The sequence below is a fragment of the Flavobacterium odoriferum genome (genome assembly GCF_025499515.1).
In the GTDB taxonomy this organism is placed as follows: domain Bacteria; phylum Bacteroidota; class Bacteroidia; order Flavobacteriales; family Flavobacteriaceae; genus Flavobacterium; species Flavobacterium odoriferum.
In genome coordinates this window covers 373,396-388,763 of record NZ_JAMKFA010000001.1, presented here as the reverse complement: position 1 = coordinate 388,763, position 15,368 = coordinate 373,396, and the positions used below count along the sequence as shown (strand labels likewise).

Sequence of the window (15,368 nt, the reverse complement as noted above, 5' to 3'; positions counted from 1 at the left end):
GTTTAAAGTTACAAATAAAATTTTATCTTACTTTACTCCAAGCCAAATTAGAACAGCTACAATTTAATAAAAATTGATGAAAACAATATTAATCATACACCAATCGGCTGAATTATATGGTTCTGATAAAACCATGCTTTATTTTTTATCCAAATTAGACAAAACAGAATATTTACCAATTATTGTTTTGCCTTTTGATGGTCCATTAAAAAATGAATTAGAAAAAAATAATATAAAGGTTGTTATTGCACCAGTTTTAAAAATTTACAGAAAAATGTTTACTCCAAAAAACATTTTTAAGTTTATTAAAGAGTATTATCAAGGAATAAAAGCATTAGATTCTTTAAACAAACAATATAAATTTGAGCTTGTTTATACGCATACATTAGCAGCTTTAATAGGAATACTATTTGCCAAAAAAAGAAAGATAAAGCATTTATGGCACGTACAAGAAATTATTGCTAAACCTAAAATTTTAAACTTTCTGTTTAAGAGAGCCCTTTCTTTAGATTGCAATCATAAAGTTGTATATGATTCAATAGCAACTATGAATTTTTGGATTGAAAATAACCAAAAATTAGCAAACAAATCAGAAGCTGTTTGGAATGGTGTTGAAACAAAAAATATTAAAAGTTTTACAGATTTTGAAATACAAGAGGTTCGAGAAAATTTCTTTTTTTCATCTAAAGACGAAATTGTGATTTCTCTTGTAGGAAGAATTAACAGTTGGAAAGGACAACAATTATTATTAAAATCTTTTAATCTGTTAGCTAAAAAATATAACAATATTAAATTAGTTTATTTAGGATCTGCGCCACCTAATCAAGAGAATTTTGAAACTGAATTGAAAAACCAAATTTTAGAGTTTGATTTAGAAGGTAAAGTTGTTTTAATTCCTTTCCAAAAAGAAATTGAAAAATTTTGGAACTCAATTGATATTGCTGTTGTTCCATCAACAGAACCAGAACCCTTTGGCATGGTTGTAATTGAAGCTATGTTGGCAAAAAAACCAGTTATTGCTTCTAATCATGGTGGACCAACTGAAATAATTATTCAAAACGAGACCGGCTTATTATTTGAGCCAAATAATCACAATAGTCTTTCTAACGCATTGGAAAAACTTATACAAGACAAACAGTTACGAATGTTATATGGAGAAAATGGATTCAATAGAGTTCACACTACTTTTTCATTAGAAAGTCATGTTAATCATTTTGAGAAAATTTTCGATGAATTATTAAATTAAATTTCATCTAATTTATACAAGCATTTTTATTCAAAAAACTATATTTGTCTTCAAATTTATTGCTTGAATGAAAATTGGAATTTTAGGTACTCGAGGAATCCCTAACCATTATGGTGGTTTTGAACAATTCGCTGAATTTTTTGCTACTTATGCTGCGGGTCAAGGACATGAAGTGTATGTGTACAATTCCCACAGCCATCCATACAAAGAAACAGAATTCAAAAGTGTTAAAATCATACATTGCTACGATCCTGAAAACAAAATAGGAACCATAGGTCAGTTCATTTATGATTTAAATTGCATTTTAGACGCTCGAAAAAGAAACTTCGATATTATTCTTCAGTTAGGATACACGAGTAGTTCAGTTTGGTATTCACTTCATCCGAAAAACGCAATTGTTATTACCAACATGGATGGTTTAGAATGGAAACGAACTAAATATTCTAAAAAAGTACAAAAAGCACTTCAAGTTGCCGAAAGATTAGCTATTAAAAAAAGCGACTTTTTGATTGCAGATTCTATAGGAATTCAAAAGTATATTCAAGAAAAATATCAAAAAGAAAGTACTTATATTGCCTACGGAGCTCATAATTTCAATAATCCAATCCCAGAAATTTTAAAGGAATATCAAGTTGAAAAAGAAAATTTCAACATGATAATGGCGCGTTTTGAGCCTGAAAATAATTTGGACATGGTGTTAGAAGGAGTTGCCATGGCGGAGGATAAAAAACCAATTTTAGTAATTGGAAATCACAATACTAAATATGGAACTTATCTAAAAAATAAATTTGAAGCATTTTCTAATATCCGATTTTTAGGAGCGGTTTATAACTTGGATCATCTTAATAATTTGCGCTATTATTCCAATATTTATTTTCACGGGCATACTGTTGGAGGAACAAATCCATCTTTATTAGAAGCCATGGCATCTAAAGCATTAATCGCAGCTCACAACAATGATTTTAATAAAGGTGTTTTGAAGGATAATGCGTGTTATTTTTCCAACGCAGAAGAGGTTAAAAAAATCTTAAATACTGTCAAAAAAATTGATAACTTGCAATTCGTAGAAAATAACTATGCTGCAATAGCGTCAACTTTTAATTGGGAAAAAATAAATGAGCAATATTTACAGCTTTTTAAGCAATGTTTGGAAGGATCTTCTAGAAGAAAATAAGCAAAACAAAGCGTTTATTCCTTTTGTATTATTGTTAATTACGTTGCCAATTTCTATGGCAATCAACAATATTTTATTGGGCGTTTTTTTTATTTCAGCACTTTTTTACATTGGAAAAAATAAGTTGTCATTTTACTTAGTTTATTTAGTTCCTATTTTGTTGTTTGCATGGATGAGTACTTCCTATTTCTGGTCAATTGATGTTAAAAGAACTTTAAGTGCGATTCCAAAAGAAATTGCTTTGTTACTTGTTCCAATGGCTTTTATGATTATTCCTGCTTTTACAAGAGAACAAAAAGATAAGATTTTAAAATATTACAGTTATGCAATGTTGCTTTATGTAGTATTTTTTATAATTCGTGCTTTCATTCGATATGTACTTACAAATGAAACTAGTGTTTTCTTTTATCATGGTCCAGATAATGATACCGATACTGGATTAGTTCCAAGATTATTAAATGCTATTCATGTTTCGGTTTATGTTGCTGTTGCGTTTTTTTATTTTTTTATTAAAGAACATAAAACTAAATGGGAACAATTATTTATTCTTTTATTGTTTGTTTTTGTAATTTTATTATCGTCTAAAAACATCATTTTAATCTTTGTTTTATTAATCCTAATTCAGATTTTTTTCTATTCAAAAGTAGCCAATCGTCTTCGTTTACGAAATTTGACGATTTTGTTACTAGTTTTAGCTGTAGTCATATCATTTGGAAAAATTAAAGAGCGTTTTTTAATTGAATTTACTAGTAATACTGAGAAAAGTTTATCACATAATGTAAAAGTAAACAATGAAGTAGGAGTTAATAATATAAGCATTTATGAAGCTTGGAATAATGAAAAATTTACCCATAATGATTTTTTTCCAGGAACTTCGTTTCGTGTATACCAAATTAGAATGTTTACAGAGTTTTTGGAAGAAGACGCAATCTTTTGGAAGGGATTTGGATTAAATGCTTCGTTGAATAAATTATTAGAAAAAGAAAAGTATTATAATCTTTACCCTGGTTACGGAAAATTCAATTTTCATAATCAATATGTGCAAAATTTTGCTGAGCTAGGCGTAATCGGATTTTTGTTATTACTTGTTATTTTGTTTATAAACACAAAAAAAGCATTTGCTACAAAAGATTTTATACATATTGCTTTTGCAATCTTAATGATAAGCTTATTTTTGACAGAATCTTTCTTGTGGAGACAAAGAGGAGTATTGTTTTTTATGCTTTTTTATTGTCTTTATAACATGAAAGTGGACTACCGATTAGAAAAAAAATAAAATGAAAAGAATATTAATTACAGGTGCAGCAGGTTTTCTTGGCTCACATCTTTGCGATAGATTTATTAAAGAAGGTTATTTCGTTATCGGAATGGATAATTTAATTACTGGAGATTTAAAAAATATTGAACATCTTTTTAAAGATGAAAACTTCGAATTTTATCACCATGATATTACCAAGTTCGTTCATGTTCCAGGCAAATTAGATTATATTTTACATTTTGCTTCTCCAGCAAGTCCAATCGATTATCTAAAGATCCCAATCCAAACCTTAAAAGTGGGTTCACTTGGAACACATAATTTATTAGGTTTGGCACGTGTGAAAAAAGCAAGAATTCTTATAGCTTCTACATCTGAAGTATATGGTGATCCATTGGTTCACCCACAAACAGAAGAATATTACGGAAATGTAAATACAATTGGACCAAGAGGCGTTTATGATGAAGCCAAACGTTTTCAAGAATCGATAACGATGGCTTATCACACGTTTCATGGTGTAGAAACCAGAATTGTGCGTATTTTTAATACATACGGACCAAGAATGCGACTAAATGATGGTCGTGTAATTCCTGCATTCATCGGGCAAGCGCTTCGAGGTGAAGATTTAACCATTTTTGGCGACGGAAGCCAAACACGATCATTCTGTTATGTTGACGACCAAGTAGAAGGAATTTTCAGATTATTACACTCAGACTACCATTTACCTGTAAATATTGGAAATCCAGACGAAATCACCATTAAAGATTTTGCCGAAGAAATCATTAAACTAACTGGGACTAATCAAAAAGTAGTTTATCATCCACTTCCAATTAACGACCCTATGCAAAGACAACCAGATACAACCAAAGCAAAAGAAATTTTAGGTTGGGAAGCAAAAGTTTCAAGATCCGAAGGCATGAAAATTACGTATGATTATTTTAAGACACTTTCGTCTGAAGAATTGTTAAAAGAAGAGCATAAAGATTTTACAAAATACATTCATTAATTGAAAAACAAAACCGGAAGATACTCAGTTTACATTAGACCCATAATAATATTTTTAGACTTATTAATCGTAAATCTACTAGTATTATTATGTATGAGATCTGCTATGAGTAATTTTGGTTATCATGCCATTTTGACTATATTTTGGCTAATAATATCTTATTATTCAGGTTATTATGAAGTGTATAGATACAGTAAAGGTTTTCAAATTTTAGGTAAATTATTAAAGCAATTCTTTTTTATTAGTTTAATAACATTTGCTTATGTAGGTTATAAGTATAAATATGTAACCACAGATGAAGTTGGATTTTATATTCTTTGTTCGTTTATTTCAGTAGGGTTTTTAAAATTTTCAATTTTCTTTCTGTTAAAAAAATATCGTCTTTTATATGGAGGAAATCACAGAAATGTAATCATTATTGGTAACGGAAAAAGCGTTGACGAATTAAAAGATTTTTTCACAAACAATCCCGATTATGGATATAATTTAAACCATGTTTTTGATTTAAAAAAAAATAAGAAAACCGAATTAGGAGAATGTAAAAATTATGTTATTGAACATAAAATTGATGAAATATACGCTTCAATAAGTACGCTTACAAATAGAGAAATTAATAATTTAATTCATTTTTCAGACAATAATTTAAAAACAATAAAATTTTTACCTGACAGTAAAAATACCTTTTTAAGAAATTTAGCTGTTGAATATTATGATTATATTCCAATTATTTCGTTAAGAAAAATTCCTTTGGATAAGGAAGTAAATAAACGATTAAAGCGTGTTTTTGATGTTGTTTTTTCTTTAATAATAATTGTTTGTTTGCTTTCTTGGTTAACCCCATTAATTGCAATCCTTATTTTGTTAGAATCAAAAGGACCAATTTTTTTCAAACAAAAAAGAAATGGATTAAACTACGAAGAATTCTATTGTTATAAATTCCGTTCTATGCATTTAAATCCAATAGCAGATTTAGAACAAGTACAAAAAAACGACCCAAGAATTACAAGAGTTGGTAAGTTTATTCGTAAAACAAGTATTGATGAATTGCCTCAGTTTTTTAATGTTTTGTTAGGAGATATGTCGGTAGTTGGACCAAGACCTCACATGGTAAGTCACACAGAAATGTACGCAAAAAGCGTTGATAAATTTATGGTAAGACATTTCATAAAGCCAGGAATAACAGGATTAGCCCAAACCAACGGATTTAGAGGAGAGGTTGAAACAGAGAAAGACATTATTAATAGAGTAAAATACGATATTTTCTATTTAGAAAACTGGTCGCTATTGTTAGATATTAAAATTATTTTTGCTACTGTAATTAATGCCATAAAAGGTGAGAAAAAAGCCTACTAATGAATGCTTTAGTTTCAATAATCACACCGTCCTATAATTCTGCAAAATTTATTGCTGAAACCATACAATCTGTGCAAAGTCAAACCTATTCAAATTGGGAAATGATTATTGTAGATGATGGTTCTTCTGATGAAACTGAAAACGTAGTTTTATCTATTATAGAAAATGATAATCGCATCCAATTTCATAAATTGAGTCAAAATTCAGGACCAGCTGTTGCTCGAAATACTGGAATTGAAAAAGCATCAGGAGATTATATGACATTTATTGATGCCGATGATATCTGGTTTCCAACTTTCATCGAAAACAACATTAAAACCATTAACGAAACTGGAATTCCATTCGTGTTTTCATCTTACAGAAGAGCCAATGAACAATTAGAATTTGTGTATTCTGATTTTATTGTTCCCAATAAAGTTTCGTATACCGATATTCTAAAATCTAATTCCATAAGTTGTTTAACTGCTTTTTTAGACATTAAAAAGTTAGGTAAAAAGTATATGCCATTAATCCGTAAACGTCAAGATATGGGATTGTGGTTGAACTATTTAAAAGTGATTCCATTCGCACACGGAATCCAAGAAACACAGGCGATTTATAGAATCAGAGAAAATTCGCTTTCTAGAAAAAAATCGGATTTAATTAAATACCAATGGCAATTTTATAGACAAGTTGAAAACTTCAATGTTTTTCAATCGGCATATTATATGTTACATTGGATGTATAAAGGTTTTATGAAGTATAGAAATTAAAGCATAGACTGAAATTGCTTCAATTTTCCTCTTTTGGTGCGTTCTAAAACTGCTTTTCGGTTGTAAGTAAAATGCAATCCTGGTTCTAAATATTTCGCAATAGCTTTTTCAATTTCTTGAATTTGTTCTGAAGTTAATTCTACCGAACTCACATAATCAATTTCAAAACTATCCAATTTTGTTTGGCGTACGATGAATTCTTTTACGTTTCCATCGTCTTCAATAATACTTTTGGTTACGTAGTAAAACGTTAATCCTGGTGATTTTTTTCCACTTGGTAAAAGTGCCACATCGCTGGTTCTTCCAATTAATTTTTTCAGAATGGGGTTTTTTAACGTACTTTTTTCATCTAAAATCCCAACATCACCAATTTCATATCGAATAAATGGATGCGCTTTGTTATATAAGGAAGTAATCACCACTTTTCCTTCTTTTCCATACGGAACTGGTTGATTATTTTCATCTAAAATCTCCACAAACAAGGTTTCTGCATTCACTTGCCATTCGTCATTCGGATTTTGAAAAGCAATTAAATCCAATTCCGAAGCGCCATATTCATTCACAATTGGAATTCCTAAATGTTTTTCCAATAAAATTTTATCTTCTTCAAACAACATTTCCGAAGTCACCATGCAAACTTTCAACGTTGGACAAACATCGGTTAAAATGATGTTTCGTGCTTGTAAATATTTTCCAAAAAGCACAATCGAACTCGTGTAACCATTGATATAATCAAACTTTTTGGTTTTAAAATGTTCCAAAACACTATCTAATATTTTATCTGATAAATCAAAAATTGGAAAACGATATCTTTTGCTTAAAAAGTCCTTTAAACGTTCTTTTCTGTACCCAATAAAATCCAACGGAATACCATAAAAACGCGCTTGATACGACGAATTGAAATCAACACCATACCAACCAAAACGATGAATAATCGAAGCCCAAGTTATGGCATGCGCTTCTTTATTCTTAGCAAACACAAACGGATTGCCACTCGAACCCGAAGTTTTATTTACAAAAACAGTTTTTTCGGAATAGCCTTTTGAAAGTCTATCTTTTAACGGTTTTTGTAAATCTTTTTTGGTCAAAACTGGTAAATCGTTCCAATTATCAAAAGTTTCTTTTCCAACTAAATTTTGATAAAAAGTGTTGTTTTTCAAATGAAATTCCACAATTTCTCGCTTTTTAGTTTCGAGATAATCGGGATAATCTGTTTCTGAAATTTGTAGAATTTTCTCAAAATCAGTCTGAGCTTTCTCAATCGGAAAACCGTTTAATTTTAAAGAAAGATGAAACAAGTTGAACATTCGTTGGAATTTATCCAAAAGTAATAAATCTGAAAATAATCTTTCTTCTTTTTTCTTTTTTCTTTCTTCTTAAGAAATAGTACTTTTGCCAAACAACATAACAACACACAAAATGACTATTTTACTACTTGGTTCTGGCGGTCGCGAACACGCGCTGGCTTGGAAAATGCTTCAATCTTCAAAATGTACTTCTCTTTTTGTTGCGCCTGGAAATGCAGGAACAGCAACCATTGCAAAAAACGTGGATTTAAATCCGAATGATTTTGATGCTGTTAAAGCTTTTGTTTTACAAGAAAAAGTAGCACTGGTGGTTGTTGGACCAGAAGATCCATTGGTTTTAGGAATTTACGATTTCTTCAAAAATGATGCTCAAATCAATCATATTCCTGTAATTGGACCATCAAAAGTGGGAGCGCAATTAGAAGGAAGTAAAGAATTTGCCAAAGAATTTTTAGTAAAACACAATATTCCAACTGCTCGTTACGAAAGTTTCACTAAAGAAACGGTTGAAAATGGGTGTGCTTTTTTAGAAACACTTGAAGCTCCTTACGTTTTAAAAGCAGACGGATTAGCTGCAGGAAAAGGCGTTTTAATCTTATCGGATTTAGAAGAAGCTAAAACGGAGTTACGAAATATGTTAGTGGGAGCTAAATTTGGAGAAGCGAGTTCAAAAGTAGTTATCGAAGAATTTTTAGACGGAATCGAATTAAGTTGTTTCGTTTTAACTGATGGAAAATCATATAAAGTATTACCAACAGCAAAAGATTACAAACGAATCGGAGAAGGCGATACTGGATTAAACACAGGTGGAATGGGTGCGGTATCTCCAGTTCCATTTGCGGATGCAGTTTTATTAGAAAAAATTGAAACCCGAATTGTAAAACCAACTATCGCTGGTTTACAAAAAGACGGAATAGAATACAAAGGCTTTGTTTTTATCGGATTAATCAACGTGAAAGGCGAACCTATGGTTATCGAATACAACGTTCGTATGGGCGATCCAGAAACGGAAGTGGTAATGCCAAGATTAAAAAGTGATTTAGTCGAAATTTTTGAAGCGATTGGAAATCAAGAATTAGATAAAATCACATTGGAAATCGATGAAAGAGCCGCTACAACTATCATGGTGGTTTCAGGAGGTTATCCAGAAGACTATGAAAAAGGAAAAGAAATTTTTGGATTGGAAAACATCACCGATTCTATTCCATTTCATGCCGGAACAAAATTAGAAAATGGGAAAGTTGTGACAAATGGAGGTCGCGTAATTGCGGTAACGTCTTACGGAAATGACTTTGAGGAAGCCATAAAAAAATCTTATCAAAGTATAGCTAAGCTACAATTTGATAAGATGTATTTTAGAAGAGATATTGGTAAGGATTTATAATTCCTTGCTAATATATCTTTAGATTATTTTAAAAACGAGTGTGCAGTTGTATCTTGCTCATCTTCATTGTTTGCTTTGAAGATGTTCAATTGCTTAATCCAATATGTCATTGCACCACAACAAATAAGAATAAATACCCAATTGATAATATTTGCAGTCCACCAGTTAGTTAATTCAAGTTCTCTTAACCAATCCATTGGTAAGAATAAAAAATCTACGAAAAGTGATTGTATTCCTTCAAAAAATGATTTCATTTTGATAAAGTATTATATTTACACCACAAAAATATAAAATATTCGCATGATAGCAAGTGTTTTTAGTAAAACAAGACCATTTAATTATTTAGTTATCGGAATTTTGTCGTTAGTGTTCTTTATTTTAAAGACTATTTCGACTGCTTCCGCTGATGCTACGTGGGTTTATTATGCCGAAGAGCTTGGTTTGTTTCTGTTGGTTTTGGGTTCTGTTTTTTTAACCAACTTTATTGCGTTGAAGAATGGTTTGACCAAAGGAAATAATTACGCGTTATTGTTGTTTTTTGTTTTCTTGCTTTTTTTCTCTTCTGTTTTTCAGAATAAGAACATTATAATTTCAAATTTTTTATTGCTATTGGCATTGAGAAGATTAATTTCGTTAAAGTCACTTTTATCCACTAAGGAAAAAATTTTTGACGCTTCATTTTGGATTCTTTTAGCCGCATTATTTCACTTTTGGAGTATTTTTTATATTGTTTTAGTTTTTATTGCGATTATTCTCCACGTTTCTAAAGATTACCGAAACTGGATTATTCCTTTTATCGCATTGCTTGCCGTTACAATCTTATTTTTTCTTGCAAATAGTTTATTAGACAATGGCCTAATGAGTACGCTATTGAGCAAAACGTATATTAGTTTTGATTTTTATTATTTCGATAATGTTTATCAACGAATTGCTTTGGCAGTTTTTGCCTCAATAAGTTTATTTGCCTTTTTTTTGCATGTTTTTGATATTCCTAATAAGGCATTGAACATGCAATCTTCTCACAAAACCATTTTATTTTCTTTTATTTTAGGGGTTGGAATTTATGTGCTTTCGGCAAATAAGAATAATGGAAGTTTAGCTTTCTGTTTTGCACCGTTGGCAATCATAGGAGCTAATTTTATCGAAAAAATTGAAAATAATTGGGTAAAAGAAATCGTTGTTTATTCTTTAGTGGCTTTTGGTGTTTTCTTTTTTATAATGCAATTATAATTTAATTCCGTATGCCAAATCTCCAGCATCACCTAAACCTGGAACAATGTAATTGTGCTCATTCAATTTTTCATCTAAAGCCGCTACCCATAAATGACAATTCGAAGGTACATTCTCTTCTAAATACTGAATACCTTCTGGAGTTGCAATCACGACAGCAATATGAATTTCTTTAGGTTGGTGTTCTAAATGCAATTTATGTAAAACCGCCACTAACGATTGTCCAGTAGCTAACATCGGATCAATTAAAATCAAATTTTTTCCTTCAAATGACGGAGCTGCTTGATATTCTACCAAAATTTCAAATTTGTCATCGTTGTTATAATGATGACGGTAAGCCGAAACAAATCCGTTTTCTGCATTATCAAAAAAGCTCATAAAGCCTTGATGTAACGCTAAACCAGCACGTAAAATCGAACATAAAACTACAGGTTCGGCAATGGTTGTCGTGTGTTTAATTCCTAATGGTGTTTGCACATCAATTTCTTTGTAATCAAGTGTTTTACTTAATTCATATGCCATTATTTCTCCAATACGCTCAATATTTTTTCTAAAACGCATGCTGTCTTTTTGGATGTTCACATCGCGAATTTGCGCTAAAAAATGATTAAGAATACTGTTTTGCTCTGAGATATAATGAATGTGCATTGGATTTATTTTTTATTTTCAGGATAAAAGTACAAAAAATCGCTATTTTTGTATCAATTTTAAAGCTATTATTATGTTTGCTGAATTTGCATTTCCCATTTTTGAACAAAGTATCAAAACATATCACATTGTTGACGATGTGTATCAACCAGTTGTAAATCCTTTCGAAAAAGGAACTATTGAATATTTGTTGTTTGCAAAAAATTGGGTAGATACGGTGCAATGGCATTATGAAGATATCGTTCGTGATCCAAATATTGATCCAGTTGCAGCTTTAGATTTAAAACGTAAAATTGATGCTTCTAACCAAGTTCGTACGGATATGGTGGAATACATCGATAGTTATTTCTTAGATAAATATAAAGATGTTCAAGTAAAACCAAATGCAAAAATTAATACGGAAAGTCCAGCTTGGGCAATTGACCGTTTGTCGATTTTAGCATTAAAAATTTACCACATGAACGAAGAAGCAACTCGTGTTGAAGCAACAGCGGAACACAGAGCAAAATGTCAAGAAAAATTGAATGTTTTGTTAGACCAAAAAAACGATATGTTTACTTCAATCAGTCAATTAATTGAAGATATTGAAGCGGGTGACAAATACATGAAAGTGTACAAACAAATGAAAATGTACAACGATGAGGAGTTAAATCCGGTGTTGTATCAAAATAAAAAATAGTCATCATTTGATGTCTAAACCAAAACACATATTGGTAATAAGGCTCTCAGCCATGGGTGATGTCGCTATGACAGTTCCTGTGTTGAGAGCCTTAGTTTTGCAATATCCAGAAATAAAAATTACGGTAGTTTCGCGTCCTTTTTTTCAACCTTTTTTTGACGGCATTCCGAATGTGAATTTCTTTGGAGTTGATTTGAAAGAACGACACAAAGGTTTCTTAGGTTTACTTCGATTATTTTCCGATTTACGAAAATTGCATATTGATGCAGTTGCCGATTTACATAATGTACTTCGTTCTAAAGTTGTCCGAACATTATTCGCTTTAAGTGGAAAAAAAGTAGCCGCAACGGATAAAGGAAGAGTCGAAAAGAAAGCATTAACCAGTTTAACAAACAAAGTTTTTGCTCCTGTAAAATCAATGGTTGAAAGACATGTTGATACTTTCAAACAACTTGGATTTTCAATTGATTTGACGAATCCATTATTTCCAGAAAAAGCGATTTTATCAGAACAAATTCTTTCAATCACAGGAACAAAAAATCAAAATTGGATTGGAATTGCGCCTTTTGCACAATACGAAAGCAAAGTCTATCCAATCGATTTAATGCAAAAAGTGATTGATGGTTTAGCTGAAAACAAAAACCAAAAAATCTTCTTATTTGGTGGAGGCGAGAAAGAAATTCAATTGCTAAATCAATTACAAAGCCAACACGAAAATGTAATCGTTTTAGCTGGAAAACTAAAATTCAAACAAGAATTAGAAGTGATTTCCAATTTAGACGTTATGCTTTCTATGGATTCTGGAAATGCGCATATTGCTGCGATGTTGGGTGTAAAAGTCATTACACTTTGGGGAGCAACGCATCCTTATGCCGGTTTTAAACCATTCAATCAACCTGATGATTTTTGTTTGATTTCAGATAGAGAAAAATATCCATTATTACCAACTTCTATTTATGGAAACAAAAAGGTAGAAGGTTATGAAAATGTGATGCAAACGATTTTACCCAATACAATTGTAGATAAAATAGAAAAGGAGCTGAAGTAGCTCCTTTCTTTTTAGCTATAGGTTTTTTTGCATCAAAATCCTAAATGAACTAAAATATAATTTTTCAATAAGTTGTGGAAAAACTTCTCTTGGTCAGTTTCAACACCAATTGTTGTGAAATTAGCACTTAATAAAAAGCCATTATCACAAATAAATAAAGCCCTATTATCTTCACCACAGGTCCAAATAGCGGGTTTACCACTTGGATATGTTGCTAATACTTGAGCGCCTATTGGTAAAGTGTAGGTTGTTCCATTAAATTCGGCACTAACTCCTGTTCCTAATAACGCTACACCCGCATTCGCTGTTCCCCAATAACTGCTACTTAATGGAATAGTTGAATTTACCGTCGTCGGATTTGCGCCTGCAATAAAAGTTCCTGTTCCTCCAAAAGCAGTGTGATAATTGTTTGAAGTGGTAATTGCATTTCCATCATTCGCATCTAAAGTAATAATTGCAATTCCGCCCAAAGCCACATAATCTCGAATTCTTTGACAATCGGCTAAACTTCTTGAACCTGTAGTTTTGTTCGGTCCACAAGCTACAATGTCAATTGTATTTCGCATGGTTAAAGGAGAAATTCCACCATTAAAAGTGGTAATGTAATCATCATGTAAAATTCCGCCAATGGTATTAAAAATTCCCGTTGGACCATAATTTTGTGGAACCGTTTGTTGGCCGAAAGGAGAAGTAGCATTATAAGCACTTCCATCAATGTATTTTATCGAAATTACTCTTCCGTTCACACGAATTGAAAAGACACAAGTTTGTCCTCCAAATGTGATGGCAAAACTTGCTAATCCTGAGGAAGTAGGAGTTCCTGAAACTATAAAACTTAAGTTCCCATTTCCTAAAGCCAAAGTTCCAGGTGTTAAAGTTGCGGTTAATCCAGTAACACCTGTTGAGTTTATGGTTTGGGTTGGATAAGCTACACCATTTCCTCCGGTATAAGGTAACGTGGTTGTACCCGAATATGTGCTAAATTGTGTTGCAGTTACTGGAGAGTGTGTTGCTCCACTACAGTTCAAACCGGTTACTGTCGGACTTCCACTAATTACAATTTGAACATTGGAACCAGAACATCCTAAATTGGTAATAAAATTACTCAAATTAAATTGTGCATTACCAGTTCCAGAAGGAGTTCCGTTAACATTAAAAACCAATGTTCCACCAGTAGGGTTTGTAAATGCAGCAGCAATTGTTGCGGTTAATCCGGTAACTCCAGTTGAAGGAATACTTTGAGCATCATAACCACCACCATTTCCACCAGCAGGATATGTCACCGTAATAGTTCCTGTGTAAGGCGAACCATTAATTCCAGTTGCTGGATTTTCCACAACAGCTGTTGAACATGTTATAGGGGCAATACTAGCTTTATTGATAGTTACAGTGAAACTACAACTCTTACCATCAAATGTAAATGGAAATGTTGCAGTGGCTGTTGTTGCTGCTGAGACAAATGGGTCGGGAGTTCCTGTTATAGTAAAAGTGAAATTTCCAGCACCAGTTGCTAAAGTTCCTGCATTTAAAGTTGCTGTTAATCCTGTAACTCCTGTTGAAACAATTGGTGTTCCGGCGGAATAAGCCACACCATTTCCGCCAGAGTAAGGAACGGTTACTGTTTTATTGTAAGGTAAACCTGCAATTCCATTTCCGGCTGGTGTAACTGTGAAAGGAGCAGTACAAGGAATAAAAGCAATAGTAGGACCGTTAACAGTTATAGAAAAAGAACAACTTAATCCTCCAAAAGAAATTGCAAAATTAGCTGTTCCGCTTGAAGTTGGTGTTCCCGAAATAACATAAGTTAAATTTCCTATTCCGTTGGTTAGCGTTCCTCCTTGTAAAGTTGCGGTTAAACCTGTAACTCCTGTGGAAGTAATTGGAAAGCCTAAAGGATATGAACCTCCATTTCCTCCAGTATAAGGAATAGTAGCATTTCCAGAATAACTCACACCAACTGCGCCTGGACTTGCTGTTACTCCAGCACAATTTAAAATTGAAATAGTGGCGTCACAAAGTGAATTCCAAGCAGAACTTTTGTAATATTGGAAACAATTAATTGTGGTGTTGTAAATCATTAATCCATTAGCTGGTGAAGCAATAGCATCACGTTGAGCTGTGGTTAATCTAGGCACAAGAAATCCTTGGGTTGTACTAGTTAGATCTAAAATTGAACTTGCATGTGGATTAGTTGTTCCAATTCCAACTTGTGCAAAAGATTGTAATGTGTAAAAAGCGATAATTGTTAATAAGATTTTTTTCATAATCATTTGTATTTTGATGCAG

General features: G+C 31.9%; 14 protein-coding genes. 10 read left to right on the top strand and 4 right to left on the bottom strand.

The features are described 5' to 3' along the window. Positions 1–76 precede the first annotated feature (76 nt). From M9Q43_RS01835 to M9Q43_RS01810, 6 genes are all read left to right on the top strand, one after another. Entirely contained in the window at positions 77–1,246 is a 1,170-nt protein-coding gene (locus M9Q43_RS01835) for a glycosyltransferase family 4 protein (RefSeq protein ID WP_262317273.1), read from the top strand. Between the two features lie 67 nt (positions 1,247–1,313). Further along, a complete protein-coding gene (locus M9Q43_RS01830) occupies positions 1,314–2,420 on the top strand; it encodes a DUF1972 domain-containing protein (RefSeq protein WP_262317272.1) in 1,107 nt (368 codons plus the stop codon). After that, complete coding sequence (locus tag M9Q43_RS01825) at positions 2,362–3,696, top strand: O-antigen ligase family protein (RefSeq protein ID WP_262317271.1); 1,335 nt, start codon at positions 2,362–2,364, stop codon at positions 3,694–3,696. Before M9Q43_RS01830 ends, M9Q43_RS01825 begins: the two co-directional genes overlap by 59 nt. Before the next feature lies 1 nt (position 3,697). Then, positions 3,698–4,681 (top strand): UDP-glucuronic acid decarboxylase family protein, encoded by a 984-nt coding sequence (locus M9Q43_RS01820; protein ID WP_262317270.1) that lies wholly within the window; start codon positions 3,698–3,700, stop codon positions 4,679–4,681. Further along, positions 4,682–6,034, top strand: coding sequence for an undecaprenyl-phosphate glucose phosphotransferase (locus tag M9Q43_RS01815; protein ID WP_262317269.1), 1,353 nt, complete (start codon positions 4,682–4,684; stop codon positions 6,032–6,034). Then, positions 6,034–6,786: a glycosyltransferase family 2 protein gene (locus M9Q43_RS01810; protein ID WP_262317268.1), complete on the top strand. Its 753-nt coding sequence runs from the start codon at positions 6,034–6,036 to the stop codon at positions 6,784–6,786. Before M9Q43_RS01815 ends, M9Q43_RS01810 begins: the two co-directional genes overlap by 1 nt. Here the strand turns inward: M9Q43_RS01810 and M9Q43_RS01805 are convergent. Beyond that, entirely contained in the window at positions 6,783–8,093 is a 1,311-nt protein-coding gene (locus M9Q43_RS01805) for a phenylacetate--CoA ligase family protein (protein WP_262317267.1), read from the bottom strand. The genes M9Q43_RS01810 and M9Q43_RS01805 overlap by 4 nt on opposite strands. A 112-nt stretch (positions 8,094–8,205) precedes the next feature. Here M9Q43_RS01805 and purD point away from each other — a divergent pair, with 112 nt between their 5' ends. Next, positions 8,206–9,477 carry a phosphoribosylamine--glycine ligase gene (gene purD / locus M9Q43_RS01800; protein WP_262317266.1) on the top strand — a complete coding sequence of 424 codons (1,272 nt, stop codon included), beginning with the start codon at positions 8,206–8,208 and terminating at the stop codon, positions 9,475–9,477. Positions 9,478–9,500: 23 nt separating this feature from the next. On the opposite strand, the gene M9Q43_RS01795 is transcribed toward purD, so the two are convergent. Next, positions 9,501–9,731, bottom strand: a complete 231-nt coding sequence (locus M9Q43_RS01795) for a DUF6341 family protein (protein ID WP_262317265.1) — start codon at positions 9,729–9,731, stop codon at positions 9,501–9,503. 46 nt (positions 9,732–9,777) lie between these two features. Here M9Q43_RS01795 and M9Q43_RS01790 point away from each other — a divergent pair, with 46 nt between their 5' ends. Then, positions 9,778–10,707, top strand: coding sequence for a DUF6427 family protein (locus M9Q43_RS01790; RefSeq protein ID WP_262317264.1), 930 nt, complete (start codon positions 9,778–9,780; stop codon positions 10,705–10,707). On the opposite strand, the gene upp is transcribed toward M9Q43_RS01790, so the two are convergent. Then, positions 10,702–11,355 (bottom strand): uracil phosphoribosyltransferase, encoded by a 654-nt coding sequence (gene upp, locus M9Q43_RS01785; protein WP_262317263.1) that lies wholly within the window; start codon positions 11,353–11,355, stop codon positions 10,702–10,704. The two genes, M9Q43_RS01790 and upp, sit on opposite strands and share 6 nt — an antisense overlap. A gap of 73 nt (positions 11,356–11,428) precedes the next feature. Between upp and M9Q43_RS01780 the strand changes: the two genes are divergently transcribed. Together M9Q43_RS01780 and M9Q43_RS01775 are read left to right on the top strand one after the other, a co-directional pair. Then, a complete protein-coding gene (locus M9Q43_RS01780) occupies positions 11,429–12,034 on the top strand; it encodes a DUF4254 domain-containing protein (protein ID WP_262317262.1) in 606 nt (201 codons plus the stop codon). A gap of 10 nt (positions 12,035–12,044) precedes the next feature. Next, complete coding sequence (locus M9Q43_RS01775) at positions 12,045–13,082, top strand: glycosyltransferase family 9 protein (protein ID WP_262317261.1); 1,038 nt, start codon at positions 12,045–12,047, stop codon at positions 13,080–13,082. Between the two features lie 32 nt (positions 13,083–13,114). On the opposite strand, the gene M9Q43_RS01770 is transcribed toward M9Q43_RS01775, so the two are convergent. After that, positions 13,115–15,346, bottom strand: coding sequence for a beta strand repeat-containing protein (locus M9Q43_RS01770; RefSeq protein WP_262317260.1), 2,232 nt, complete (start codon positions 15,344–15,346; stop codon positions 13,115–13,117). Positions 15,347–15,368: the final 22 nt, after the last annotated feature.